The organism is Microcystis sp. LE19-8.1F (assembly GCF_027531715.1).
Classification (GTDB): domain Bacteria; phylum Cyanobacteriota; class Cyanobacteriia; order Cyanobacteriales; family Microcystaceae; genus Microcystis; species Microcystis wesenbergii_A.
Genome location: NZ_JAPZSO010000112.1, coordinates 1 through 24,915, shown reverse-complemented (window position 1 = coordinate 24,915; position 24,915 = coordinate 1). Strand labels below are relative to the sequence as shown.

The following is a 24,915-nucleotide window of genomic DNA, read 5'->3' as shown; positions in this document are numbered from 1 at the left end:
AAAAGTCAAAAGGGAAGAAAAATATGTGTACCTCACTAGCTTATAGCGGTGTGCAGTCGTATTAGGTACAGTGTCACAAGCTATAAACCATGCTAGGCAAAGCTTGGTCTGTATCTCACTCAAGCGCTTACCGCTATATCTTTTCCCTGCTTTGTTACCCGAAGCCTTAGCAGTTGCCAGAGCCATTGGGAATGAATACCACCGTGCAAGGGCATTGACAGGGTTAGCTCCCCATTTACCGGAAATTTTGTTACCCGAAGCTTTAGAAGTTGCCAGAGGGATTAGGGATGAATCCTCCCGTGTAGAGGCATTGATAGGGTTAGCTCCCCATTTACCACAAGTGTTACCAGAAGTTTTAGTGGTTGCCAGAGAGTTTGGGTCTGAATCCTCCCGTGCAGAGGCATTAAAAGCCTTAACCGCCCAATTAACCCCTGCCAATGTTGACTTATCTTTCTGGGAAAAAACCCTTCAGGCTTTGGGTACTCTCACTCGTTCTAATTTCCTCAAAACCATTCCCAACTTAGTCCCTTTAATCCTTCATTTGGGGGGGGAGGTTGCCTTAAGAGAGGTGTTTCAAGGGATTAGGGAGGTGAGTCGCTGGTGGCGGTGATTCCCATAAATCAATTAGAAGTGCTACGATCAACTGATAATGTAACTATAACAGTCACTATTTATGCGCTATCAAGTTCGACTCAAACAAAGCGAAGAAGGTTATGCAATTTGGTGTCCCGGTTTACCCGGATGTTGGTCACAGGGGGACACTGAAGCAGAAGCTATAGAAAATATCAAAGAAGCGATACAAGACTATTTAGAGACAATTGAAGAATTAAACAAAGATGCTGAAGTGCGTTATGTAGAAGTAGGATAAGTAGGCCAAAATTACCCGGAATTAATCATCTACGCGCTGTTAATGCCTTTGAAAAAGCGGGATTCCGCATCACTAGACAGAGAAAACATATTACTATGACAAATGGAGAACAGACTATCACCATTCCACGAGCAAATCCGGTTAATGCTTATACAATGGCAGGGATTGTTAAAGAAGCGGGTTTAACTATCGAAGAATTCTTAGAATTACTCTAAAACTATTTCTAACCTGCTTTTAATCCTTCATTTGGGGGGGGGGAGGTTGCCTTAAGAGAAGTGTATCAAAGTATTAGGGATGTTAGTCGCTGGTGGCGGTGATTCTTGTTCTATGAATTAGCCTCCGCCTTATCCAATTGAATCAGCGAGTGCTTTTGCTCTGATATTGTGAGGGATGATTGCTTGTATTTAGCGGTAAATATGCTTTCGATGCCCAATATCAAAAACAATCACCTTCTTTTCTGAATCATCGATCCCATAAATAATTCGATAAACTCCAATCCGAACTCGCCAACCTTCTCTTCCTGTCAGTTTTAGACCTCCTGATGGTCTTGGATTTTCAGCTAATTCTCTAATGCCATCTCGAACTTTTTGATAATCATCCTTTGGGAGATTTGCTAAAGCCTTAGAAGCACGTTTTTTAATAGTAATATTGTAACTCATTGCTGACTATTTTCAATTTCAGCAATCGCTACTTCAAAAGGAATTTCATCATCCTCTCCTGAGACAGCCAAATCATAGGCTCTAATGGCATCTAACTCTTCTGATTCTTCCAGCAGTTTCTGATATTCTTCTATATCTAAAAGAACACCTATTCGATTACCCTGCTCATCGGTGATATACCTTTCCTTTAATTTCATTTGAGAACAACTGCCTTAGTTAATTTTCGTTCCAATTATAACTCAGGTGTTAACCCCTGCCAATATTGACCTATCCTTCTGGGAAAAAACCTTTCATGCTTTGAGGACTCTCACTCGTCCTCATTTCCTCGAAACTATTCCTAACTTAGTCCCTTTAATCCTTCATTTTGGTGGAATTGAAGCCTTCAGAAAAGTGTATCAAAGTATTAGGGATGTTAGTCGCTGGTGGCAGTGATTCTTGTTCTATGAATTAGCCTCCACCTTACCCAATTGAATCAGCAGTCTGCTCCCCAGTGTCTTCGGCAAGCGCAGAAATCCAATAAAATAGTGAATAGGTGACATCGGGAAAAAATCATCTATGGCAACTACATCAGAAGACGTATGGCGACTCTTAGCCGAATTAGCGACTGCTCAAGCCGAATTAACTGCTGCTCAAAAAGAAACTGACAAACAACTCAAGGAGACTGACCTGCTATTGAAGGAAGTTAGTCAACAACAGAAGGAAAACGCCCAACAAATCAAGGAAACTGACCGACAACAGAAGAAAACTGACAAACAACTCAAAGAATTAGGTCAGCAAATTGGGGGACTCGGTGCAAAATTCGGCAGCTTTACCGAAGGACTTGCCCTTCCTTCAATGGAAACGATTCTCAGGCAACGCTTTGGTATGGAAGTGGTTAGTCCCAGTGTCCGAGTCAGTAAAAATGGACAACACCTAGAAATTGATGTCCTTGCCTATACCAATGGTGAGCTAAATACTGCTTATATCGTTGAGGTTAAAAGTCATGCCAGAGAGGAATCTATTACTCAGTTAAAAAGTATTTTGCAACGGTTTCGCCGCTTTTTTTCTGAACACAAAGATAAAAAACTCTATGGCATATTAGCAGCCGTTGATTTATCCCCAGAATTACGGGAAAAAATTCTGCAAGAAGGGCTTTATGTGGCTCGGATTCATGACCAAGTATTTGAACTCGATATTCCCGATAATTTTCAACCTCAACCTTATTAAAACAGCAAAGGCGATCGCTTTTAATCTGAATCTTGTCAGGGATGATTAGCCCAATATCAAGAACAATCACCTTCTTTTCTCAATCATCGATCGTTTTGACCTGTAAGGGCAAGTCAAAAATTTTTCCCTACCCCCACCCCCTACACCCTGTAAACTTTTCAGGTTCTCTGTCCCCCCGTGAGGGATCGGGATTTTGGGGAGGAGGGGATTTAGTTAAATAATCTTTGCAGAAAAGTGCTTTGATCCCGCAGGAAAACCTGAGCGCAATTGCGCCCTGGCATCCCCGAAATTGAGCCGCCGGGGTGAGTTCCTGCCCCGGTTAAATAAAGGTTTTTAATGGGGGTTTTGTAGTTAGCTATTTCCGGCAAAGGACGCAGGAAAATCATCTGATCTAAAGTCATATCAAGATGATAGTAATTACCTTTATAGGAACCCAAACGATTAGCTAATTCGGCCGGACTTTCCACCCGACGGGCAATAATGGCGGATTTGAGATTTGGGGTATAATCGGCCAGTTTATCAAGAACTCGATCGGCCACGCGATTTTTTAATTCTTCCGTCCATCCCGTGCCGTTTAATCCTGTTCCCTCGGCCCCGGCAATCTGATAGGGGGCAAAAAATTCGATCCAGAGGGTATGCTTGCCTTGGGGGGCCATGGAGGGATCGAGAATAGTGGGGACATCTAGGTACATCGAGGGATTTTCGTCGGGAATCTGCCCCAAAATCGTTAAAGCGTGGGCCTGTTCAACGTGACGCACGGAATCGGCGATGAGAATCGTTCCCTGTAAATACTCCTCTTTGTGATCGTAAGCCTCGAACCTTGGCGCTTCCGCGAGGGCGCAATCAATTTTAAGAATTGTTTCATTGTTATTGACAATTCGCCGTTCTACCCTTTCTCGCAATTCTGGATCGGCGGCATCCACATCGGCGGGGGCGACTAACTGTAAAAAGACTCGTCTAGCGTCAATATTAGAGATAACACCCGCTTTTGCCAGATATTCTTGTCCAGAGTCCACCCTAACCCCGATCGCTTGTCCTTCCTCGATTAGAATCTGTTTAACCTTCTGCTCGGTTAAAATTACCCCACCGAGACTAACAACGCATTTCACCAGAGCCTCGGTTAGTGCGCCCGTACCACCACGAGGGCGAGCCACTCCAGGGGAATGACGCATCGCCATCATCATCATCCCGGAGGTAATACCTTTTTGGGAGGGAGGAGCGCCAATTTCTGCCGCTAGACGAGCCAGGGGTGCTTTGACAAATTCGCTCTCAAACCACTCATTGAGGACATCTTCGGGGGAAGTAATCATCGTGCGGATGAAGTCGAGCAGTTTCTTTTTCGAGCCGATCGCTTTCCAGACACTAGCTAAGGCACTAGAGTTATAATTGCGGGCGATTCTGAGCAAATCTTGGGGCGGGGCATTAAACCAAGGACCGATCGCATTCATCAACTGCGCCCAATAGTCGATAAACTGAAGGTAGCGATCGGCATCTCGCGGACAAAACTGGGCAATTGCGGCGTGAGTTTTTTCCAGAGAGCGATAGGAAAGAAAATATTGGCCGGAGGGATGGGGACAGAAAACGGTAGGATCGAAGAATAAATACTCTAATCCGTGGCGTTTTAGCTCCAATTCCTCAATTACCGGTCCCAAAAAGATAAATTCGTGATCGATCGCACAGAGATTAAACTTAAAATCAGGGGCCAGATCTGGGATAACCGCTTCTGTGGTAGCCGCTCCTCCTGGTACGCTACGCTGTTCGAGAAGGAGGACGCGATAACCAGCTTTGAGGAGATAGGCGGCACAAACTAAACCATTATGCCCCGCACCGATGAGGATGACATCGTAACTTTCCATGCAGTTTCAAAAATTCCTATTTTTAATTTTGCGCTTTTCTTGACCCTAATATGTTAAAAATAGTTAAAGATTCGCTGCTGTCAGCAGATTTCAGCGAGCAGTTATGAGTGAGCAGGTAGAAAACATTTAATTTTTCCTTTTTTTATGAGTTCTTCAATCAAAGTTATTCAACCATCGGGTATTTTAGATGGCAACCAAGCCGGCCAATTTCGCCAAGAAATTGCCGAAGCCGTGCAGGGAGGTTCAGAAGTTATTATCGTTGATTTCAAGGATGTCACCTTTATGGATAGTTCTGGTTTAGGGGCGCTAGTTTTATCCTTAAAAACCGTGCGTTCTGCGGGGGGTAAACTATTGATTTGCTCGATTAATGATCAGATAAAAATGTTATTTGAATTGACCGATATGGATCGAGTTTTTGAAATTTTTAATAACCGAGAAGAATTAGAACAAATAATCTCGGAAATTAATTAATAAAAATCCACCTGCATGATCGAAAGATCATCCTTAAAATTGCCATCAAATTGTAAAGCTTGAATTTCTCCAATAAAATTATCGAGATTTTTGGCGGAATTACAGTGATAATTTCGTAAAGATTGAATAAAGTTTTCTAGTCCCCACATCCTACCATCAGCACAATCGATCTCGTAAATTCCATCGCTAAAAAGATAAAGACTACTGGGTAAATTCAGGGATTGAACCTGATTAATATATTCTGCTTCTAGAAACATCCCGATGGGAAAACCGGGGGCTTTCAGTCTGGTTTCCATCACCTGGCCAAAAGGTTTTTGAGTCAGGAGAACTGCCGGGGGATGACCGGCACTGGCATAGGTTAACTGTTGTTGTTTCTGATCATAAATTCCGTACCAGATAGTAAAATATTTATCATTCTTAGGACTGATTTGATAAACTTGATTTAACCCTTGTAAAACCTGATTAGGTTGATAGTAATTAACCTGAGTTAAACCACGAGAACGGAGTAAATTAATCACCGAAAGGGAAGGTAAAGCCGCTCGCAACCCATGGCCTGCCACATCTAAAAGATATAACATCAAATGGTCATTATCTAACCAATAATAATCAAAGCCATCGCCCCCCAATCGACGAGAAGGAAGGAAGCGAAAATCGATAGCAAGTTTTGGAGAAATGAAAGGTTCTGGTAACAGCGATCGCACATAGTCCGCCGCCTCCGCTAACTCCATTTCTAGTAATTGTTTTTGCGCTCGCAGATCGTGACTTAATTGATGCAAACGCATTCCCGCCCGCACGCGCGCTCTTAACTCATTAATCTCGATCGGTTTACATAAAAAATCATCCGCCCCCGCATCCAATCCCCTCACCCGATCCTCCACCGATCCCAAAGAAGTTAAGAGGATAAAAAAAGTCGTTGACAGTTGGGGATTGAGCTTAATTTGCCGGCAAACTTCCAACCCATCGATCCCCGGCATCATCCAATCACAAATAATCATCGCTGGTTTTAGTTGCCCCGCTTGCTTTAATCCTTCTTCCCCATCACTGGCAACTAAAACCTCGTATTCCTTCTGCAAAGTGCGGCTCAGAAACGTTTGAATTACTCCATCATCATCAATTACTAGAATTCGTACCATCTTTTTTGTGACTCGATTATCTCAATCTTACTGCTTACCCCTGACCCCCTGACGGATGACTTTGCTTGTACCTCAAGACGGGATTAAATCCAGAATCGAGCTAATACATCATTCATAGTTTGGGAAAAATGGTATAACTTCTAGCGTAAGGCATTGCAGAGGTAAGCCGGGGGTGAAGATTTCTTTTCAGGTAGATAGCGATCTCAAGTCCTTAGATACCGTTTTAAACTATTTTGAGCAACTTGAACGGGCGGGCATTCCCCAAAAAGACTGGCTCCAGTGTCAGCTTGCTCTTGCCGAAGGTTTTACTAATGCGGTCCGTCACGCTCACCGACACCTACCTCCCGAAATCCCGATCGAGATCGAGATCGAGATTACCCGATCCCAGATGGAAATTCGCATCTGGGATCGGGGTTCCGCCTTCGATTTAGAGGACTTTATCGAGAAAAACGCCTATCATGACTATAGTTTCTCTGGTCATGGGCAAGGACTGCCCATCCTCCAAAAAATCGCCGATCAACTCAGTTATACTCGCAGCGAAGATCAGCGCAACTGTCTGTTAATTATTAAACAATTTTCCCGCCATGAATCCGATCGCACCCCTCGTTTCTCCTAGTTGGTTAGTGACTAATCTCGATCGCCCCGATCTGATGGTTATTGACTGTCGTTTTCAATTAAACGATCCCGATCTCGGTTATCAAGAGTATTTAGCCAATCATATTGAAAATGCCTTCTATTTACACCTCGATCGCGATTTATCGGCTCCCGTTGCCCGTCATGGCGGCCGTCATCCTTTACCGAATCCGCAGACAATAGCCGCTAAATTAAGCTCTTTGGGGGTGATTTCTGGTCAAACCCATGTTATCGCCTACGATGCCTCCCGTTTTGCCTTTGCCAGTCGTCTCTGGTGGTTATTACGTTATCTGGGCCATGAACGAGTCAGCATTCTCGATGGTGGTTGGCAAAATTGGTTAAATGCCGGTTATCCCGTCTCCAATCAGATACCTGTGCCGAAAACCGGCGCTTTTCTCCCCCAAGTTCAACAGGATTGGGTAGTCACGATCGAGGAGGTAAAAAGGCAAAAAGAGCAAGGGGGAGTGGTGTTAATTGATGCCAGGGAAAGCGATCGCTATCGGGGCGAAAGGGAACCGATCGATCCGATCGCCGGCCACATCGAGGGGGCGCTTAATTATCCCTGGTTAGAAGTCACCGATAGTCAGGGTTTTTCTCAACCCCGGGCCCGGCAAAAACAACGTTGGCAAGAGCGGCAAGGCGATCGAGAAATTATCCTCTACTGTGGTTCGGGAGTGACAGCCTGTGTTAATGTCCTTTCCCTTACCCTAGCCGGATACGACAATGTTAAGCTATATTCTGGAGGTTGGAGTGATTGGTGTTCCTACCTGATCTAACCGGCCCTATTGATACCCATCTATCGAGAAAGATTATCAAAATGACCTAATTACTGTACAATCTCCCTATTATCACTTTTAATTATTCCCAAACTATTATCTAGTTTGTCTCCTAGACAAAAAAGCTAATTTTTATTCTAGTTGCTATCTTTTTGCTCTCAAATCACCGCTATTCCTCAAAGAATAGTCGTTTTCCCCCGTAAAATTACTAAAAAGTAATTTTATAGTTAAACTCTATAAAAAATTAGGTATGTATTTTGTATGACAGAAGCCGGTCTTTGTCATTGTAATGGTGGCGGCCGTCCGAAAGATCGCCTTTCGATTTTTGTGGATGGCAATAATATGTTTTATGCTCAACAAAAAAATGGTTGGTTTTTTGACCCGCGCAAGGTGTTAAATTATTTCACCAACGACCCGAATATTATGTTAATTAATGCCTTTTGGTACACGGGGTTAAAAGATTCCCAAGATCAAAGAGGTTTTCGCGATGCTTTAATTAGTTTGGGTTATACGGTGAGAACAAAAATTTTGAAAGAATATTATGATGATAGTTCCGGTCGTTTTTCCCAGAAAGCTAATTTAGATATCGAAATTGTCGTCGATATGTTTAATACCGTCGATCAATACGATCGAGTGATTTTATTTAGCGGTGATGGCGATTTTGAACGAGCGATCGAACTATTGCGCTCTAAAAATACTCATATTACCGTAGTTTCTACGGAAGGGATGATCGCTAGGGAATTACGCAACGCCACCGATCGCTATATTGACCTGAACGATATTCGCAAAGATATCGAAAAAAGTGATTATTAACCAGCCGTTTTCTCTTTAAACCGGCTATTTACCCCCTTTTTCTTTATTGGTAGTCCTCACCCCAACCCCTCTCCCAGAAGGGGATCGGTGAGGCAATTAACCATCTCTTGTTTATTTTTCCTTGAGTCGAAATAGTAAAAACTGATTGACCTGATTGGGATTAAAATTATTATCACTGACTAAAATCAAAGAGCGACTACCATCCGGTAATCTTGGACCGAGGGTCATTCCTTCCAAATTATCTAAATCAATCCCCAAAGTCCCTAAATCTAGTAATAATTTTTTCCGCAAGGGTTGCACCTGTAAAGCTTCTAATTCTCCCGGTATCCGAGCAATTTTCGACGTATCAGTGGCACTCCCATTAACTACCTGAAATAGTTTCGCTCCAAAACCTTCTAAACCAAAAGTTCGCTCTAAACTGAGAAAATAACCCTCTTTTTCTAAAGCTAATAATTCCGTTAAACCGTAGTATCTCGCACCACTGGGTGGCTCATCTAACACATACAATTGTTCTGATACTAACACAGGCGCACCAATCGGATCGATCACATAATGAAGAAGTCGCACTCTGAGATTTTCTGCTCTTTTTCCCGTGGGACTATCTTGAATTAAAGCGCTTTCTGTGGCAGTAAACAAACGAAAAGGATCGTCTTTGAGAGTGCTGGTAATCCCTAAAGTTAAGGATTCAAATCCTAAATTATCCCCGATTCCTTTTTGATTGCTATCATCCGGTAAAAAGCGATTAGGAATTAACAAAGACTCCTTTAATTGTCCCTGCAAATCAAATTCAGCCACAAAAGGAGCAATTCCCTCTTTAACCGCACCTTCACTGGAAATAAACAAAGTTTGTCGGGGCGAAAAAGCGATACCTTCTGGGTCGATCGATCCCTTTTTAAAAGTTTCTCCCTTGCCATCTTTTAGGAACGTGACCGCCTCTAAATTAACTTTTTCGATTTTTTCACCATTTATCTGCAAACTAGCCCGATAAAAGCGGGCCGGAGCTTTCTGAGAACGATCATCACTGAGGAGATAAAAGCGGTTATTGGCACGATCATAGCTAATTGCCGATAATCCCCCCACCCTTGTCCCTTGATAATCCGCTTCTGGTAATTGATATTCTCCCAAAAACTCGACCGAGAGGGGTAGAAACATTCGTTGTTCTGCTAAAACTTGCGGGGAGACACCACAGGACCCCAGACTAAAGGTTACAATCAAACTAGCAATTAAACCCAAAATTGGGAAACGAAAATTTTCGGCAGTCAGTCTCTTATAGAATTGATCGATCACAAAATATCACCCTCTACTACGCTCCTATCAATCTATTATGCTACGTTTTTCTCTCAGTTTATGGCTCTGTTTGATCGGTACTTCCCTTCCTCTCCTAGCACAAACAGAAACTCCTGCACCCAATCCCCTCGAAACTCCCCTACAAAGTCCTTTATTGCCGGCAATCGATCGCCCTTTAACTCCCTTAGAGCGTCGTCAACTGTTATTATACATCGATCAACGCGATGCTGAAGCTCAAGCTAAATACGATGGGGGATTAAATGAGGAAGCTTTTCCTATCTGGTATGAAGTGATTAAATTAAATCGTTATTTAGGGGCAAAAGAAGAAGTAAAATCTTTGGGAAAAGTGGGGTTAGCAGCTTGGAATCGAGATCGAACCGAGGAGGTTAAATTAATTACTGCTCGTTTAAAATCTCTGCAACAAACCGCAGAAACTAACCAGACAATGGACGGGGAATTATTAGCATTACTAGGTACATCATATCAACAGGTACGAGCTTTTAATGAGGCGATAATCATCTATGATCAAATTCTAGCTGATGCCAGACAATCTGGGGATAATGTGGCAGTAGAAGCAACTTTAAATAAACTTGGTCAAATTCATTTATCCCGTTTTGATTATCAAAAAGCCGCTCCAGTATATGAGGAATTATTAACTATTTCTAAGGGGCAGAATAATTCTTTAACTCAAGGAATTTATTTGCAAAGACTAGCAGAAATTTATCGAGAATCTCTGCAACCAGCTAACGCAGTAAAAATTAAAGAAGAAATAGCTGAAACCCAGATCAGAAATCAGCAAATACAGTTAATCCCCGCTCTAAAAATTCAAATTGGTTTGGATTATCAAGCTTTAAAAGATGCAAATAAAGCCAGCCAAAACTTTCAAGAAGCCTATTCTCTCGCTTTTGCTTTACAACAGTACGGCACCGCAGGAGAAGCTTTAAATAAGTTGGCCGAACTTTATAAAAGTTATCAACAGGTAGATTATGCTTTACAAATCTATCAAGAATTAATTAAAGTCCATGAATTGGGTTATAATTACTACGGTTTAATGAACACCTACGATCAAATCGGTCAAATTTATCTAGAGAGAAAAAATTATCCCCAAGCTTTACTCGCTTTCCAAAAAGGCGCGGAATTAGCCCAAGCTATCCGTTATCGTGAACAATATTTTCAAACCCAAATCACCCAAGTTAATCAAGCAATAAATAATCCTGAACAGTTTTGAAGCCATCAGCCATCAGCTTTTTTATCGAAAATTTGGGTTAAAACCCCGTCCTTTTAGGACGGCTTTAAGCTACAATGGAAAAAGCGATAACCAAGCTAAAAACTGAACCTTGACAACAGATAGTAGGGGGTTTTGTTCAGAAAAGAATTCAAATTCGGCCTTGAACGAGTAAAACTTTCTAGGAAATAAGGTTGAACATGAGATTTTTTCGACTTGTTCAAAGTGGCCGGAGGGCATTCGGACACTCAAAACGGACGTGGAGAAAGAGTCAGACTTAAGCAATTAAGCGTTTTTCGGTGAAGCGTCAACCCCGTTCAGCGACCACCCTAAAAAAGTGGCGTGGTGAGGAATCGCCGTCCGTTTTACGGCGGCGAGGATGTCAATCCTATATCCCTGATAACTGATAACTGATTCGCCACTTCTATCGGGTGTATCACTCCAGCCGTTTTGTGGGAGAATCCTTTGTTATTCGTCTTAATCACGAACTAAGCGGGGAACAGATCGAACAAATTAACCAAAACTTCGGCGATATCCTAGTTAAGGGGAAAATCGAACCTAGTCAAATTCTAGAACGAGAAAGTCGGGATTCCACCCACCATTTACCCCGTCTAGTTTTTTACTTTAACGGCAAGAATTACGGACGCTTGTATCAGTTAATTGATCACATCAACGATTTGAGTCCTGTAGTTGCCCTCGAAGAGCATCCCGAAAGAAAATAAACCCTAGGCCAGAGTTTCCGGACAGTATCCTAAACCCTTAGTAAATTGTTGCCGAAAAACCTCTATATCTTGCTGATCCGGGGTACCATGGGACACGATCGCCACTTGGTAACGACGCATGACATCAATAGGAGATTGTCCCGTTTCCAAACTCCAAAAAACCATCTGGAGACGCATTTCCGGTTGATAGGGAATCCCTAACTCATTCATGTAGGCGCGAAAATCACCGTGTTGGCAAGGGGTGAGCATTTGATTAAACTTTATCTTGACCACCCAACCATTAATCTGATGGATAACCGTCATCACGGAGGAGGGCAGATGAGTCATCGATCGCAGGTATTCGGTGACTCGTAGCGTTAGACTAGCGTTAGCAAGAAAATAGAGATAGTCCATAGTGGCCGCTGGGATGTTGGCTAATAGTCACGATTAGTGTTATATCTCTAGTCTGACGATAAACCGTTCCAGATACCAAGGGGAGAAATCCCCGATTTAGTGAAGTTCGCTTGGGTAGAATTACCCAACTTTTGCGAAGATCTTTATGATGATAATGATGATGATCCCTGACCAATTACTCTCCAGCTACGATTATCACCTTCCTCCGGAGTTAATTGCCCAAAATCCCGCAGAACACCGAGATAGTTCCCGTCTTTTGGTGGTAGATTCTCCCAATAGTCATAATTTAGCTATTTTTCGGGATTTACCCACTTGGTTAGAGTCGGGGGATTTGCTGGTTTTCAACGATACCCGCGTGATTCCGGCCCGTTTATTTGGACGTAAAACCACGGGTGCCCCCGTAGAAATATTACTATTAGAAGAACAGGATGACCATCGTTGGTTATCTTTGGTGAAACCGGGAAAACGCTTTAAAGTCGGTTCAGAAGTCCTTTTTTATCCGAAAACAGGGCGAACGGAAGACAAAGAAAAATTATGGTCAGCGAAAGTAATCGATCGAGATCTGAACACCGGTGGTCGTCTGCTGGAATTTCAACGTCATCCCCAGCGTAGTTTTTGGGATATGTTGGAGGAGTACGGTCATATTCCTTTCCCCCCCTATGTCACCGAATCAGAGGCGGAAGAAGACCGTTATCAAACAGTTTACGGTGATAAACAGGGTTCTGTGGCCGCTCCCACGGCCGGATTACATTTTACTCCCGAATTATTCCATAAGCTCGCCCAGAAGGGCATAGATACCGCCTATATCACCCTTCATGTGGGAGTGGGAACCTTTCGTCCCGTGGAAGTGGAAAATATTACAGAACACCTAATGCACCAGGAATTTTTGCAGATTTCCGCCGAAACTGCCGAAAAAATCGCCCAAACAAAGGCTAGAGGTGGCCGGGTTATCGCCGTGGGAACCACGGTAGCTCGCGCCTTGGAAGGGGCAATTAAAGAAACTAAGAGCGAGACATTAACCGCTTTTCAGGGAAAAACGAATTTATTTATCTATCCGAGTTATCAATGGCGGGTTATCGACGGCATGATCACTAATTTTCATCTACCCAAGTCCAGTTTAATGATGTTAGTCAGTGCCTTAATCGGACGGGAAAGACTACTGGCATTGTATCAAGCAGCTATTCAAGAGCGTTTTCGTTTCTATTCCTTCGGTGACGCTATGTTAATCCTACCCAGCGCTTGCAGCAGTAATCAGTAGTCAGGAGGCAAAAGGCAATAGGCAAAAGGCAATAGGCAAAAGGCAAAAGGCAATAGGCAATAGGCAATAGGCAATAGGCAATAGGCAATAGGCAAAAGGCAATAGGCAAAAGGCAAAAGGCAATAGGCAATAGGCAATAGGCAATAGGCAATAGGCAAAAGGCAGCTTTGTTCTCCCCACACCCCACACCCCACACCCCACACCCCACTTCCCACACCCCACACCCCACACCCCACACCCCACACCCCACACCCCCACTTCCCAATCTCCAACTAAAAAAGGGGAAGAGCTATGCTCTTTCCCTTTTTTTTACAGTTAATTCAAGATGATTGTAGATGCACACCAATCGAGGCTGAAATTACATTAAGCCTAATTGAGCAAGGATGCCTTTGTGGGTTAAGTATTCCGTAGCTACGCCAATAACGAAACCGAGCATGGCTAAACGACCATTCCAGTTTTCAGCGAAAGCGGTGAAGCCGAGTTTGTTTTCTTGCTTATCCATGGTGAATTGCCTTCCTATAATAAAATTGCATTTGATTCAAGTGCTTGATATTAAATGTAACATAACTTCCCAGACTATGCAACATTTGTTTACATAAATTTTATTAATGTTGACCATAAACTTTTATGGGGGCAGGGTCAAGGGTTGGCAATGGCGGCCAAAAATCAAGCCTGATCTTAGTTCTAGGACTAAATAACCGTTTTCCCATCCCTGACCGAAAAAGATTACAATCAAGCGAAAGGTCAAGAATCGATCGCCATCGAGCGAGGAGTGAATATGCGCGCCTTACTGATTTATCCCGTTTTTCCGCCGACTTTCTGGTCCTATAACAAAATTCTGGAATTAGTTGATCGCAAAGTCTTACTTCCTCCCCTGGGTATGGTGACGGTGGCGGCGATTTTACCGCAGGAATGGGAATTTAAACTGGTCGATCGCAATATTCGGGCGGTGACAGAAGCAGAATGGGACTGGGCCGAAATAGTGATTCTTTCCGGCATGATTGTGCAACGTCAAGATTTAATCGAGCAAATTCACGAAGCCAAACAACGGGGTAAACTGGTGGCCGTGGGTGGTCCCTATCCCACTTCTATCCCCCACGAAGTGGCTGAGGCCGATTTTCTGATTCTCGATGAGGGAGAAATCACTATTCCGATGTTTGTGGAAGCATTGGCAAGAGGAGAAACCAAAGGTGTTTTCCGCACCACAGAAAAACCCGATGTGACAATTACCCCGGTTCCACGCTACGATCTGCTCGATTTTGAAGCTTATGATTCCATGTCGGTGCAGTTTTCGCGGGGATGTCCCTTCCAGTGCGAATTTTGCGATATTATCGTTCTCTACGGTCGTAAACCCCGCACCAAAACCCCCGCACAATTATTAAAAGAATTAGATTATCTCTACGAATTAGGTTGGCGCCGGGGCGTGTTCATGGTGGATGATAATTTTATCGGTAACAAGCGCAACGTTAAATTACTCCTCAAAGAATTAAAGGTTTGGCAAGAAGAACACCAGTATCCTTTCCGGTTTAACACGGAAGCGTCGGTGGATTTAGCCGCCGATCCCGAATTAATGGAAATGATGGTCGATTGTTACTTTGATGCGGTCTTTTTAGGTATTGAAACCCCTGACGAAGAAAGTTTACAATTAACCAAAAAATTCCAAAATACCCGTAGTTCCTTAACCGAGACGGTAGAAAAGATTATTAAAGCCGGATTGCGCCCCATGGCGGGATTTATCATCGGTTTTGATGGCGAGAAAAAAGGAGCGGCCGATCGCATTATTAATTTTGTCGAAGAAGCGGCCATTCCCACGGCTCTATTCGGAATGTTACAAGCTTTACCCAATACCGCCCTATGGACTCGCTTGGAAAAAGAAGGACGACTACGATTAACGGGGAAACAGGACATTAACCAAAGTACCCTAATGAATTTCGTTCCCACCCGGCCGATCGAAGATATTGCCACAGAATATATTGAAGCCTTCTGGAAATTGTACGATCCGGAGGTATTTCTTGATCGCACCTATCGCTGTTTCCTGAAATTAGGCGCACCTAAAGCGAAACCTGCCTTTAAACTGCCTCGCCGGGCCGATCTCTATGCCCTAGGGGTAATTATCTGGCGACAGGGCTTTAAACGTTCCACGCGCTGGAAATTCTGGCAGAATTTATTCGGTATTTTGCGCCATAATCCCGCCAACGCCGAACACTATATCACTGTCTGCGCCCACAACGAGCATTTCCTTGAATACCGTCAGATTGTCCGGGATGAAATTACGGCACAATTAGCCGAATTTCAACGCCAAGAGGCATTAACAGCGGAAAAAACCGCCATAGCGGCCTAATTAGGGTATGCTGAAAAAGTTTTTCCTGGGGGCAGGGTGTGGGGTGTGGGGTGTGGGGTGTGGGGTTTTACCGGTTTTGAGGGGGCCAATTACCTAATTTTCAGGAAAAAAGTCCCGGAATTTTCCCCCTGATCACTCCCATGCCCAGTACTTTTTGATTGACAAAAAGTCTAAAAGTCTTACCCAACAAGGTTTTTAGATTTATTCAGCAGCTCCTAATTATTCCGAGGATGGGTAAATAACCCATCCTGAACATTTTCTGTCCTGATGGTGGACGATCGATAAATCAATACTATTCCTATTTTCCGGTTAAAAATTCCCTCAATCTCTGCCAAAGCAATTCAGTATAATTTCTTAATTTTCTAGATATAACTACATTTTGTCCTTAAAATGTTAACTTAAATACTGAATAAATCGAGAAAATCTGGATAAAGCCAGTATTTTTAGCTCCTTAACCCTATAAATCAAGCTAAAATCAATGATTACTCGTCAAGAACTTAAGAAACTACAATCCTTAACTCAAATACCCGCCCTTTCCATTCTCTTACCTACCCATCGCACCTCACCGGATAACAAACAAGACCCTATTCTCGTTAAAAATTTGGTCGATGAAGCAAAGCGCCGATTATCGGCAGAATTCTCTAAACGTGAAATCGAACCTTTGTTCGAGCGCCTCGATAGTCTCGTGGCTGAAATAGATTATCCTTATACTCTAGATGGATTAGCTCTCTATATTGGTCCGGATATTGCCAAGCTTTATAACTTGCCTTTTTCTGTCCAGGCAAGAGTTGTCATCGATAAAACCTTTGCCACACGGGATTTAGTTTATGGATTACATCGAGAACAACCCTATTGGCTGTTACTATTAAGTCAGGGTTCTACTCGTTTAATCTCAGGTACAGGAGAAACTCTCGAAGAAATTCGCGATCAGAATTTTCCCTTAGAAATGACCGGACCGGGGGCCACTGCACCACTGCCCTTTGATGCCGATACCAGTTATCTAGATGATAGAATCCGGCGATTTTTCCAACAGGTAGATAATGCTCTGGGTGAATACATTGACATTGATGATTCTTCCCCTTTGATTGTGGGTGGAGTGGTTCGTCAAATTTCCTTCTTTCAAGAAGTTTCACAGTACACATCAGCAATTGTTGGCACTTTAACGGGCAATTTTGACAAAACCTCACTGCCAGAATTAATTCCGCAAGTATTGCCGATTATGCATTCAGTGCGTCAGACTCAAAAAACTGAAGCCCTGCAAGCTTTGGATGCGGCAGTCAGCGCTCAAAAAGTTATCTCTACCCTGGGAGAAGTGTGGCGTTTAGCGCAGGAAGGTCGAGGAAAATTGTTATTAGTGGAGAAAAATTACCATGTACCCGCAGTTTTAAGCGAAAACGGTGATTTGATACTAGTGGAAAACGTCGGTGGTACGGAGGTAATCGATGATGCAGTGGATGAAATTATCGAAGCGGTATTGGCCAAGGGAGGACGTGTAGCTTTAGTCGAGGAGGATTCCTTGAACGATTACCAAAAAATCGCCTTGATTTTACGTTATTAGACCTAACACTCCGTTTCACAGGCCCCAATACTAACCCATTGACTAGAACCATCAGACCAGTATTCTTTTTTCCAGATGGGGGCATTATGCTTGAGAGTATCAATAGCATAACGACAGGCTGCGAAAGCTTCCCCCCGATGGGGACAACCCACAGCTACTAAGACACTAATGTCCCCGATTTGTAGCTTACCGGTGCGATGGTGAATGACAACTCGATTGGTATCCGGCCAGGTTTGCCGAATTTGCCCGGCAATTTGCCGGAAAACCTCGATTGCCATGGGTTCGTAGGCCTGATAATCAAGATAAATAACCGGTTTACCGTCGGTTTGCTCCCGTACAGTGCCACTCATTAGTACAATAGCACCATTAGCCCCATCATCGGCTAATTGATATACTTCCTGCAAAGATAAGGGAGCAAAACTGATGCGAAAACTATCTGGTGTCATGGATGCTTTTTTCAGTGATCAGTAAACAGTAAACAGTAATCAGTAAATAGTAATCAGTAAATAGTAAATAGTAATCAGTGAAGTGAAAAGACGAAAAGACAGCACTGTTAATGCCATTTAATACTCCTCACTTGATACCGCTCACTGAAAACTCAAATCTGATAACTGATCACTGATAACTGATAACTGATTCAAGGCTGACAGCTATATTAATCCACGGTGCGACGAATTTGAAGACAACACCATTCTTGACGTTTCCACAGGGCAGCCACTGTCCAGTCGTGGCGTTCTAAAATATCGTTAACTGTTTGTGCTTGGGTGACAAGGATGCCGCTTAAAATTCCCCAAGTGCTGGGTTTTGCCAGACGGGTGATTTCGGGCATTAAAGCGATAATTGTCTCGGCTAAAATATTACAAACAATGCCATCGACACCATCGGGAATTAATTCTAATAACTCCTCGACACTACCCCGATTAATAGCTAAATTTTCGGGGTTAATTCGGTTGAGATAGCGATTACTGCGCGTCGCATTCACCGCCAGCGGATCTGTATCGACAGCATAAACTTTTTTGGCCCCCAATAAAATCGCTCCGATCGCCAGTATGCCAGAACCACAACCGATATCGGCGATAATTTTATTCTCTGGATTGCTACTTAAACGCATTTCTAGGGATTCTAGACATAATTGCGTGGTGGGATGCGTTCCCGTGCCAAAAGCGGAACCGGGGTCAATTTTAATCACCAATCTCTGGTTATTTTCGGGGGGATTTAACCAAGCAGGACAGATCAAAAAGCGATCGCCGATCTCGCTAATTTGCCAATGTTGTTTCCAACTGCTGGCCCAGTCTTCCTCGTCCATTAACTGCCAATGGCTGACAGGTTCGGGAAAACCTAAAATCAAAGCATCCTGCTTTAACCAGAGGCTTAGTGCCTCTAAATCGGGCAATTGCGCTTTAATTTCTGGTATATAGGCCTTAATCTCTAAAGAGGATTGTTTTTTAGCAGTGGCCGTTCCCGAACAGCCAAAATTTTCCAGTCTCCAGAAAACCGTTTCTTCGAGACTAGGTTCGCACAAAACCGTAATTTCCCACCAACTATTAGACATATATCAGTTATCAGTGATTAGGGATCAGTTATCAGATTTGGGTTTTCAGTCAACAGTATTAAGTGGCAAGTGCGGAGCTTTCTTTTCACTGATTACTGATTAAGCTAAGACGCATTTAAACCGCTTATTCTTAGATTAGCCCCCCTTGCCCCCCGACCCCCCCGATGTCGGTAGTAGGGTTGATTCATGAATCAACCCTACCTTGAATCAACCCTAGGGGGGTGGGGGGTTGCCTCTTGCCTTCAGAAGCTGATAACTGATTTAATCTAGAGTTTCACTGTGTAAGCATCACGGATACCGGGGACTTTAGTAATTTCCGAGAGAAGACCTTCCGGTAGAGGATCATCGAGACTCAGGGCCATAACCGCATCACCGCGAATAATTTTGCGTCCTACCTGCATACTGGCGATATTGACATTAAAACTGCCTAAAAGTGCGCCAATTTTGCCGATAATACCGGGCATATCCTGGTGAAGGGTAAATAACATATGATTACTCGGTGGCACGTTAATTGGGAACTCATCGAGGTCAGTAATGCGGATTTCTCCGTTACTTAATAGCGCCCCAGTGACGGAATGGGTCCCCATGGAACCATTAGCTTCCAAATGAATCGATCCCGAATAGTCGCGGGTGGAAGCATCCCGGGTTTCGATTACCCGGATACCCCGTTCCTTAGCTTCGATCGCCGCATTAACATAGTTTACCCGTTCCCGGAGGGCTTGGGACAGTAAACCCTTAATGGCCGCCACCACCAGAGGTTGACTGTCTTTAGTGGCCAATTCTCCCTGTAAACGGACATTTAACGAGTCACAGCGACCTCCTGCCAACTGACTGACGAGATTACCCATAGTTTCCGCTAATTGCAGGTAAGGGCGCAGTTTTTCCATAACATCGGGAGTTAGTCCGGGGATATTAACGGCTGAACGCGCTGGCAAACCGAGGAGGACATCGCGAATTTGTTCGGCCACATCAATAGCCACACCAACCTGTGCTTCCGTAGTCGATGCGCCTAGGTGGGGAGTGAGGATGACGTTAGATAATTCTCTTAATCTAGATTCGCCTAAAGGTTCCTGTTCAAATACATCCAAGGCTGCCCCGGCGATTCTACCGGATTCCAGGGCTTCAATTAAAGCCAACTCGTCGATAATGCCGCCTCTGGAACAGTTAATGATGCGAACCGTGGGTTTCATCTTAGCGATGGTTTCCCGACCGATGAGATGCTGGGTTTCGGGAGTTTTCGGGACGTGGAGAGTGATAAAATCGGACTCAGCAAAGAGTAATTCCAGATCTACCAAGGTGCAACCGAGTTGATCGGCGCGTTCTTTGGAAATAAAGGGATCGTAGGCGAGAATTTTCATGCCGAGGGATCTAGCAACGGTGGCGACGTGGGAACCAATTTTACCTAAACCGACGACTCCTAGGTTCTTTTTATAAACTTCTGTGCCGATAAAGCGATTTCTTTCCCATTTATTCGCTTTTACCGACTGATTGGCATCGGGAATATGACGGGAGAGGGATAACATCATGGCCAAGGCGTGTTCGGCAGCGGCGATCGTGTTACCTTCGGGAGAGTTAACGACAATAATACCCTGACGAGTGGCCGCGGGAACATCGATATTATCGACTCCTACCCCTGCGCGACCGATAATTTGCAGTTTGCTGCCCGCTTCGACGATTTCCTTGGTGACGCGGGTACTGGAACGGAGCATCAGCGCGTCGTATTCGGGGATAATTTGAATGATTTCCTCGGCGGATAGTCCTGTTTTCACGTCCACTTGGGCAACCTGTGACAGAATTTCTACTCCTACCGGATCGATCGAATCGGATACCAGAACTTTGGCCATAATCTTTATAACGTGCTTTTTTCAGTCTACGGGCAAATGCTTGACCAATATTCGGGTCTAGCCGCAATAGCCTATTTTAGAAGCAAAGGGTGCAGTCTATGGCAAAATTAGCGAAAAGATTTTAGGTTGTCCTTCTCTTTGTCGTCCATGGTGTTGATGTCAGCCTCTTGCCGTTGTCACTGAGATAAGTAGTCGTGCAAAATAAATTTCCTAGTGAAGATAGGCAAGAGGCAAGAGGCAAGAGGCAAAAGCTTTATCGAAATGTGTAATTAATTTTGCTTAGGTACTTATGGCTAATTTAATCACGGTGGCGATCGAGTTTTCTGCTTCTTTTTCTAAGGCTTTTTCTAGGGCTGTCATTGCTTCTGTTTGAAAATTTCTAAGTAGCTGATTATAATTAAATTAAAAATGGATTTTAGGTTCGATCCCCCCTGCCCCCCTTGATAAGGGGGGTGCCGATAGGCGGGGGGATCCCCCTTGATAAGGGGGGTGGCAATCCCTCCTTGATCCCCCCTTGATAAGGGGGGTTTCTGATAATTTTTAACGCCTACCTACTTATGATGTTCACACAGTAAAGAAAAAGCCAAAAACCTCCGTTATCCTTAACGGAGGCTGGTTAATTAATTAACAATTTTCGGCTACAATTTCGCCCCACATTCAGGACAGAATTTGTTATTCCAACTGTTAACCGCGCCACAACTGGGACAATTGAGCATTTCACAACCCCCGGTGACAATTTTCGGTAAACCAATCATACGCGCATTACTTTGACCGGGGGCGACCATGGGATAACAATTTTCGTCCTTAGTCACGATCGCATTGACCAAAACCGGACCATCATGGGCCAACATTTCGGCAATTTTTGCGGCTAATTCCTCTCGATGGCGAATAGTAATCCCTTTAATGCCGTAAGCTTGGGCTAACAGTTCCACATCCGGCATTCCCACTTCCATATTGGAATTAGAATAACGTTCCCCATAGAAAGCTTCTTGCCATTGACGTACCATACCCTGCCAACCATTATTAATAATAATCGTCTTGGCATGAATATTAAATTGGGTTAGGGTGCCTAATTCCTGTAGATTCATTTGGAAACTGGCATCACCACTAATACAAATGACCTCCTCATCAGCAATGGCCACCTTGGCCCCCATCGCAGCCGGTAAACCGAAACCCATCGTCCCCAATCCCGCGCTAGAAATCCAACGTCGGGGACCATTTTTGAGAAATTGGGCCGCCCACATCTGATGCTGGCCCACATCGGTAGTATAGTAGGCGTGGGGCGCTTGACGACCCACCTCAACGATCACTTCTTGGGGGGAAAGTCTGCCTTCCGGTCGAGGTACTTGCAGGGGATAATCTTGGCGCCAGCGATCAATCTGGGCTAACCAAGCTTGGGTGCGATCGGAATTAGTGGGATAATCAAATTCTCTGGCTTTTTGGAGTATTTGTTCTAAAACTACCCGTACATCCCCGACAATCGGCACATCAGGGGCGCGATTTTTGCCCACTTCGGCGGGGTCAATATCCACATGGATTACCTTAGCTTTCGAGGCGAATTCGTCCAATTTTCCCGTTACTCGGTCATCAAAACGAGCGCCGACGGCAATTAATAAATCACACCCGGTCACGGCAAAATTAGCGTAGGCGGTGCCGTGCATTCCTAACATTCCCACCGAGAGGGGATGATGTTCATCAAAAGCACCGATCCCCATTAACGTGGTGGTGACGGGTAACTGAAAACGCTCGGCAAACTCGGCAATTTGGGCGTGGGCATTCGCTGCGATCGCACCCCCGCCAACGTACAGTAAAGGTTTTTCGGCGGTTTCCAAGAGGTGTAAAGCGGCCTCGATTTGACGGCGATTGCCCTTAACCGTGGGACGATAGCCGGTTAGTTTCACATCTCCCGGTTCGACGGGGATATAATCGCATACTTCTAAACCGACATCTTTGGGAATATCGACTAAAACCGGCCCCGGTCGTCCTGTACTGGCGATATGGAAGGACTCAGCGATGATTCTTGCTACTTCGCTGGCATTTCTAGCCACATAGGAATGTTTAACAATCGGGAGAGTAATACCATAAATATCGGTTTCTTGGAAAGCATCGGAACCGATGGCCGCCCGACTCACCTGACCGGTGATAATTACCATCGGGATGGAGTCCATGTGTGCGTTAGCGATGCCTGTCACCAAATTGGTCGCCCCGGGGCCGGAAGTACCGAAACAGACCCCCACTTTGCCGGTGGCCCTAGCGTAGGCATCGGCGGCATGGGCGGCCGCTTGTTCGTGGCGCACTAAGATATGTTGTAATTCTCCCCGCTCTTCAAAGCGGTAGAGTTCGTCATAGATGGGCAGGATCGCACCTCCGGGATAACCGAAGATGTGCTTAACGCCATGACGTTTGAGACTGTCCATCAAGGCATAAGCACCAGAACAACGCTGGGGAACCGTTGTTAAAGAGTCATTGGGCTTGGGAAGTGATGAAACCACAGGGCAAACCGTCCAATTTCTAACTAGAGGGATAATTGCAATTCTGTTGCCTAGTATGCAACTTGAAAAATAGCAAAATTGATAACCTTATACATTTAGTGTATTCCATCTCACCTTTTTGGCTGCAGTTTTTTTTCTTTTTGCATCTTACCCATGCAATATCTGGGGAAGTGGGAAGTGGGGTGATGGGGGATAAGATGATAAATATTGGTGATTTCACCTGATCTTGACTTGGCCCAGGAGTTTTATGAATAGTCTTTTGATTACGGCTACGGATACCGATGCGGGTAAAACCGTTGTCACCACTGCTTTAGTGGCTTATTGGCAAAAATACTATCCATCGAAGGCCCTGGGGCTGATGAAATTAATGCAAACGGGTCAAGGCGATCGAGAATGGTATGAGGGTTTATTTCAGGGTCAATTAGAAATGATCACACCGCTGCAATATCAAGCACCCTTAGCGCCTCCTGTGGCTGCTGATTTGGAAGGTCGAGATATTCCTTTAGGGACAGTCTGGCAAGCTCTGCTGAACCTACAAAAAAGCCAAGATTTAGTTTTAATTGAGGGTTTAGGGGGTTTAGGTTGTCCTGTCACCCACGAGCTAACTTTGGCGGATTTAGCGGCTCAATGGCGGTTAAAAACCCTTTTGGTGGTGCCAGTGAAATTGGGGGCGATTTCCCAAACGGTGGCTAATATTGCCCTAGCAGAGCAGAAAAAGGTCAATTTGGGCGGAATTATCCTTAATTGTCTCGAACCGCGCACGGAGACGGAAATAGAGCAGTTAACACCGATCGATTTAATTCAATCCTTGACTAATTGTCCGGTTTTAGGTGTTTTTCCCTTTATCGAAGATCGTCGGGATTTGGATAAATTGGCCTCGGTGGTAGCCAGTTGGCCAGAAATTAAGCTGTCAAGCATTGAAATTGCTTGTTGAGACGAGGCAAAAGGCACAAGGCAAAAGGCAAAGCTGATTCCCAGCATCTTTCAATTTGACAACACCGATTGTAGGGCTAATTCATGAATTAGCCCTACAGGACATCGGGGGGGTAAGGGTAGGGTTAATTCATAGTAGGGTTGATTCATAGTAGGGTTGATTCATCGTAGGGTTAATTCATAGTAGGGTTGATTCATGAATCAACCCTACAGGACATCGGGGGTGTAAGGGAATAAATTAGGGTAAGTCCAGATATTCTTGTTCTGTTAGGGCAAATTCTGGATCAATGATTTTTACTTCATTATAGGTGAGTTGATAGAGTTTGTAAACTAAGTGATCGATCTGCTTTTCTAATTCGCTTGTATCAGCGTTAGGATCGTCTTTTTTAGCATCAAGACATTTTTTCACAAGTTTTTCTATTGCTGTACGTTGTGATTCAGTTGCATTAATAATAGGAATTTGTGAGACATATTGAGCGATAAACCTCAAAAAACCCCCACGAATTTGAGGACTAATTGAATTATAAACCCAAAAAATTAATTGACTATTAAGCATCCCTAAAATCCATAATTCTTTTGTTGGCAACAAGTATAAAGTATTACTTAAGTGTAAATTATCTAAGTCATAGCTAAATTCTGCTTTTTGAGCGATATCTGGATAAATAATTTTAGGTTGTTCAAATTCTTGCCAGTAAATGCAAGACCGGAGTTCCCAAAAAAAGCGACCTTGATCACATCTTTTTATTAGTGATTTCCTCAAGGGGTGACAAAGGGGTTCAAAGGTAATCAAGATAAAGACTCTAGCCAAATGAACCCAAAAGAAATAGAGTGGTTGAGACAACCACCCAAAATTTCAATATGTTACCATCATTCTATCAGGCCTGTTTACAAGCCA

At 44.0% G+C, this 24,915-nt stretch carries 27 protein-coding genes and 1 pseudogene; 15 read left to right on the top strand and 13 right to left on the bottom strand.

The genetic code is table 11. The annotated features are described in order from the left end of the window. Positions 1-70: 70 nt before the first annotated feature. The 3 genes from O9334_RS11215 (at position 71) to O9334_RS11205 (ending at position 1,083) form a co-directional block, all read left to right on the top strand. Positions 71-610 (top strand): hypothetical protein, encoded by a 540-nt coding sequence (locus O9334_RS11215; protein WP_288000302.1) that lies wholly within the window; start codon positions 71-73, stop codon positions 608-610. 63 nt (positions 611-673) lie between these two features. Beyond that, on the top strand, positions 674-868 hold the full coding sequence (locus tag O9334_RS11210; protein WP_190381855.1) for a type II toxin-antitoxin system HicB family antitoxin: 195 nt from the start codon (positions 674-676) through the stop codon (positions 866-868). Continuing rightward, positions 865-1,083: a type II toxin-antitoxin system HicA family toxin gene (locus O9334_RS11205; protein WP_024971299.1), complete on the top strand. Its 219-nt coding sequence runs from the start codon at positions 865-867 to the stop codon at positions 1,081-1,083. Before O9334_RS11210 ends, O9334_RS11205 begins: the two co-directional genes overlap by 4 nt. A 189-nt stretch (positions 1,084-1,272) precedes the next feature. Here the strand turns inward: O9334_RS11205 and O9334_RS11200 are convergent, their stop codons facing one another. Continuing rightward, positions 1,273-1,527: a type II toxin-antitoxin system RelE family toxin gene (locus O9334_RS11200; protein ID WP_190380776.1), complete on the bottom strand. Its 255-nt coding sequence runs from the start codon at positions 1,525-1,527 to the stop codon at positions 1,273-1,275. After that, a complete protein-coding gene (locus O9334_RS11195; RefSeq protein WP_045358196.1) occupies positions 1,524-1,724 on the bottom strand; it encodes a RelB antitoxin-like protein in 201 nt (66 codons plus the stop codon). Before O9334_RS11195 ends, O9334_RS11200 begins: the two co-directional genes overlap by 4 nt. Positions 1,725-1,770: 46 nt before the next feature. On the opposite strand from O9334_RS11195, the gene O9334_RS11190 reads away from it, so the two are divergent. After that, positions 1,771-1,959 (top strand): hypothetical protein, encoded by a 189-nt coding sequence (locus O9334_RS11190; protein WP_190380777.1) that lies wholly within the window; start codon positions 1,771-1,773, stop codon positions 1,957-1,959. Positions 1,960-2,082: 123 nt separating this feature from the next. Continuing rightward, the gene (locus O9334_RS11185) at positions 2,083-2,733 is read left to right on the top strand and encodes a DUF3782 domain-containing protein (RefSeq protein WP_045358199.1); all 651 of its coding nucleotides are present in this window, start codon (positions 2,083-2,085) and stop codon (positions 2,731-2,733) included. Between the two features lie 209 nt (positions 2,734-2,942). Here the strand turns inward: O9334_RS11185 and crtO are convergent, their stop codons facing one another. Next, on the bottom strand, positions 2,943-4,589 hold the full coding sequence (crtO, locus tag O9334_RS11180) for a beta-carotene ketolase CrtO (protein ID WP_190380778.1): 1,647 nt from the start codon (positions 4,587-4,589) through the stop codon (positions 2,943-2,945). A gap of 144 nt (positions 4,590-4,733) precedes the next feature. Between crtO and O9334_RS11175 the strand changes: the two genes are divergently transcribed. Beyond that, complete coding sequence (locus O9334_RS11175; protein WP_288000301.1) at positions 4,734-5,060, top strand: STAS domain-containing protein; 327 nt, start codon at positions 4,734-4,736, stop codon at positions 5,058-5,060. On the opposite strand, the gene O9334_RS11170 is transcribed toward O9334_RS11175, so the two are convergent. Beyond that, a complete protein-coding gene (locus O9334_RS11170) occupies positions 5,057-6,193 on the bottom strand; it encodes a SpoIIE family protein phosphatase (protein WP_190380780.1) in 1,137 nt (378 codons plus the stop codon). The genes O9334_RS11175 and O9334_RS11170 overlap by 4 nt on opposite strands. A gap of 172 nt (positions 6,194-6,365) precedes the next feature. Between O9334_RS11170 and O9334_RS11165 the strand changes: the two genes are divergently transcribed. The 3 genes from O9334_RS11165 to O9334_RS11155 all read left to right on the top strand — a co-directional run bounded on the left by O9334_RS11165 (position 6,366) and on the right by O9334_RS11155 (position 8,415). After that, entirely contained in the window at positions 6,366-6,809 is a 444-nt protein-coding gene (locus O9334_RS11165) for an ATP-binding protein (RefSeq protein ID WP_045358205.1), read from the top strand. Next, complete coding sequence (locus O9334_RS11160; RefSeq protein WP_045358207.1) at positions 6,778-7,602, top strand: sulfurtransferase; 825 nt, start codon at positions 6,778-6,780, stop codon at positions 7,600-7,602. Before O9334_RS11165 ends, O9334_RS11160 begins: the two co-directional genes overlap by 32 nt. A 261-nt stretch (positions 7,603-7,863) precedes the next feature. After that, a complete protein-coding gene (locus O9334_RS11155; RefSeq protein ID WP_002764933.1) occupies positions 7,864-8,415 on the top strand; it encodes a LabA-like NYN domain-containing protein in 552 nt (183 codons plus the stop codon). 111 nt (positions 8,416-8,526) lie between these two features. On the opposite strand, the gene O9334_RS11150 is transcribed toward O9334_RS11155, so the two are convergent. Continuing rightward, complete coding sequence (locus O9334_RS11150; protein WP_045358210.1) at positions 8,527-9,702, bottom strand: esterase-like activity of phytase family protein; 1,176 nt, start codon at positions 9,700-9,702, stop codon at positions 8,527-8,529. Between the two features lie 37 nt (positions 9,703-9,739). Between O9334_RS11150 and O9334_RS11145 the strand changes: the two genes are divergently transcribed. Further along, positions 9,740-10,930, top strand: coding sequence for a tetratricopeptide repeat protein (locus O9334_RS11145; RefSeq protein ID WP_045358212.1), 1,191 nt, complete (start codon positions 9,740-9,742; stop codon positions 10,928-10,930). 410 nt (positions 10,931-11,340) lie between these two features. After that, positions 11,341-11,649: pseudogene (locus tag O9334_RS11140) on the top strand (LOG family protein); the annotation flags it as partial. A 3-nt stretch (positions 11,650-11,652) separates the two neighbouring features. On the opposite strand, the gene O9334_RS11135 reads toward O9334_RS11140, so the two are convergent. Further along, positions 11,653-12,042, bottom strand: a complete 390-nt coding sequence (locus O9334_RS11135) for a hypothetical protein (RefSeq protein WP_045358216.1) — start codon at positions 12,040-12,042, stop codon at positions 11,653-11,655. 160 nt (positions 12,043-12,202) lie between these two features. On the opposite strand from O9334_RS11135, the gene queA reads away from it, so the two are divergent. Then, a complete protein-coding gene (gene queA, locus O9334_RS11130) occupies positions 12,203-13,300 on the top strand; it encodes a tRNA preQ1(34) S-adenosylmethionine ribosyltransferase-isomerase QueA (protein ID WP_288000303.1) in 1,098 nt (365 codons plus the stop codon). On the opposite strand, the gene O9334_RS11125 is transcribed toward queA, so the two are convergent. Together O9334_RS11125 and O9334_RS11120 are read right to left on the bottom strand one after the other, a co-directional pair. Further along, on the bottom strand, positions 13,294-13,572 hold the full coding sequence (locus tag O9334_RS11125) for a hypothetical protein (protein WP_288000300.1): 279 nt from the start codon (positions 13,570-13,572) through the stop codon (positions 13,294-13,296). The genes queA and O9334_RS11125 overlap by 7 nt on opposite strands. A gap of 86 nt (positions 13,573-13,658) precedes the next feature. Then, positions 13,659-13,820, bottom strand: a complete 162-nt coding sequence (locus O9334_RS11120; protein ID WP_487353236.1) for a CAB/ELIP/HLIP family chlorophyll-binding protein — start codon at positions 13,818-13,820, stop codon at positions 13,659-13,661. Between the two features lie 258 nt (positions 13,821-14,078). Between O9334_RS11120 and O9334_RS11115 the strand changes: the two genes are divergently transcribed. Then, positions 14,079-15,641 (top strand): B12-binding domain-containing radical SAM protein, encoded by a 1,563-nt coding sequence (locus O9334_RS11115; protein ID WP_288000299.1) that lies wholly within the window; start codon positions 14,079-14,081, stop codon positions 15,639-15,641. A gap of 478 nt (positions 15,642-16,119) precedes the next feature. Continuing rightward, a complete protein-coding gene (locus O9334_RS11110; RefSeq protein WP_288000298.1) occupies positions 16,120-17,199 on the top strand; it encodes an AOC03_06830 family ribosome hibernation factor in 1,080 nt (359 codons plus the stop codon). Positions 17,200-17,201: 2 nt separating this feature from the next. On the opposite strand, the gene O9334_RS11105 is transcribed toward O9334_RS11110, so the two are convergent. From O9334_RS11105 to ilvB, 4 genes are all read right to left on the bottom strand, one after another. Then, entirely contained in the window at positions 17,202-17,645 is a 444-nt protein-coding gene (locus O9334_RS11105; protein ID WP_045359404.1) for a molybdenum cofactor biosynthesis protein MoaE, read from the bottom strand. 209 nt (positions 17,646-17,854) lie between these two features. Further along, complete coding sequence (gene prmA / locus O9334_RS11100; RefSeq protein WP_045359401.1) at positions 17,855-18,751, bottom strand: 50S ribosomal protein L11 methyltransferase; 897 nt, start codon at positions 18,749-18,751, stop codon at positions 17,855-17,857. 266 nt (positions 18,752-19,017) lie between these two features. Further along, positions 19,018-20,595 (bottom strand): phosphoglycerate dehydrogenase, encoded by a 1,578-nt coding sequence (gene serA, locus O9334_RS11095; RefSeq protein WP_045359400.1) that lies wholly within the window; start codon positions 20,593-20,595, stop codon positions 19,018-19,020. Between the two features lie 638 nt (positions 20,596-21,233). Then, entirely contained in the window at positions 21,234-23,087 is a 1,854-nt protein-coding gene (gene ilvB, locus O9334_RS11090) for a biosynthetic-type acetolactate synthase large subunit (protein WP_288000297.1), read from the bottom strand. 247 nt (positions 23,088-23,334) lie between these two features. Here ilvB and bioD point away from each other — a divergent pair, with 247 nt between their 5' ends. Then, a complete protein-coding gene (bioD, locus tag O9334_RS11085) occupies positions 23,335-24,021 on the top strand; it encodes a dethiobiotin synthase (protein ID WP_288000296.1) in 687 nt (228 codons plus the stop codon). Between the two features lie 237 nt (positions 24,022-24,258). On the opposite strand, the gene O9334_RS11080 is transcribed toward bioD, so the two are convergent. Next, a complete protein-coding gene (locus O9334_RS11080; RefSeq protein ID WP_288000295.1) occupies positions 24,259-24,810 on the bottom strand; it encodes a TaqI-like C-terminal specificity domain-containing protein in 552 nt (183 codons plus the stop codon). Positions 24,811-24,915 lie beyond the last annotated feature (105 nt).

What these genes read in the sequence shown, in the direction of transcription:
- O9334_RS11210 (WP_190381855.1), top strand. Translation starts at nt 674, where the DNA reads ATGCGCTATCAAGTTCGACTCAAACAAAGCGAAGAAGGTTATGCAATT.
- O9334_RS11200 (WP_190380776.1), bottom strand. Translation starts at nt 1,527, where the DNA reads ATGAGTTACAATATTACTATTAAAAAACGTGCTTCTAAGGCTTTAGCA.
- O9334_RS11195 (WP_045358196.1), bottom strand. Translation starts at nt 1,724, where the DNA reads ATGAAATTAAAGGAAAGGTATATCACCGATGAGCAGGGTAATCGAATA.
- O9334_RS11185 (WP_045358199.1), top strand. Translation starts at nt 2,083, where the DNA reads ATGGCAACTACATCAGAAGACGTATGGCGACTCTTAGCCGAATTAGCG.
- crtO (WP_190380778.1), bottom strand. Translation starts at nt 4,589, where the DNA reads ATGGAAAGTTACGATGTCATCCTCATCGGTGCGGGGCATAATGGTTTA.
- O9334_RS11175 (WP_288000301.1), top strand. Translation starts at nt 4,734, where the DNA reads ATGAGTTCTTCAATCAAAGTTATTCAACCATCGGGTATTTTAGATGGC.
- O9334_RS11170 (WP_190380780.1), bottom strand. Translation starts at nt 6,193, where the DNA reads ATGGTACGAATTCTAGTAATTGATGATGATGGAGTAATTCAAACGTTT.
- O9334_RS11160 (WP_045358207.1), top strand. Translation starts at nt 6,778, where the DNA reads ATGAATCCGATCGCACCCCTCGTTTCTCCTAGTTGGTTAGTGACTAAT.
- O9334_RS11155 (WP_002764933.1), top strand. Translation starts at nt 7,864, where the DNA reads ATGACAGAAGCCGGTCTTTGTCATTGTAATGGTGGCGGCCGTCCGAAA.
- O9334_RS11145 (WP_045358212.1), top strand. Translation starts at nt 9,740, where the DNA reads ATGCTACGTTTTTCTCTCAGTTTATGGCTCTGTTTGATCGGTACTTCC.
- O9334_RS11135 (WP_045358216.1), bottom strand. Translation starts at nt 12,042, where the DNA reads ATGGACTATCTCTATTTTCTTGCTAACGCTAGTCTAACGCTACGAGTC.
- queA (WP_288000303.1), top strand. Translation starts at nt 12,203, where the DNA reads ATGATCCCTGACCAATTACTCTCCAGCTACGATTATCACCTTCCTCCG.
- O9334_RS11115 (WP_288000299.1), top strand. Translation starts at nt 14,079, where the DNA reads ATGCGCGCCTTACTGATTTATCCCGTTTTTCCGCCGACTTTCTGGTCC.
- O9334_RS11110 (WP_288000298.1), top strand. Translation starts at nt 16,120, where the DNA reads ATGATTACTCGTCAAGAACTTAAGAAACTACAATCCTTAACTCAAATA.
- O9334_RS11105 (WP_045359404.1), bottom strand. Translation starts at nt 17,645, where the DNA reads ATGACACCAGATAGTTTTCGCATCAGTTTTGCTCCCTTATCTTTGCAG.
- prmA (WP_045359401.1), bottom strand. Translation starts at nt 18,751, where the DNA reads ATGTCTAATAGTTGGTGGGAAATTACGGTTTTGTGCGAACCTAGTCTC.
- serA (WP_045359400.1), bottom strand. Translation starts at nt 20,595, where the DNA reads ATGGCCAAAGTTCTGGTATCCGATTCGATCGATCCGGTAGGAGTAGAA.
- bioD (WP_288000296.1), top strand. Translation starts at nt 23,335, where the DNA reads ATGAATAGTCTTTTGATTACGGCTACGGATACCGATGCGGGTAAAACC.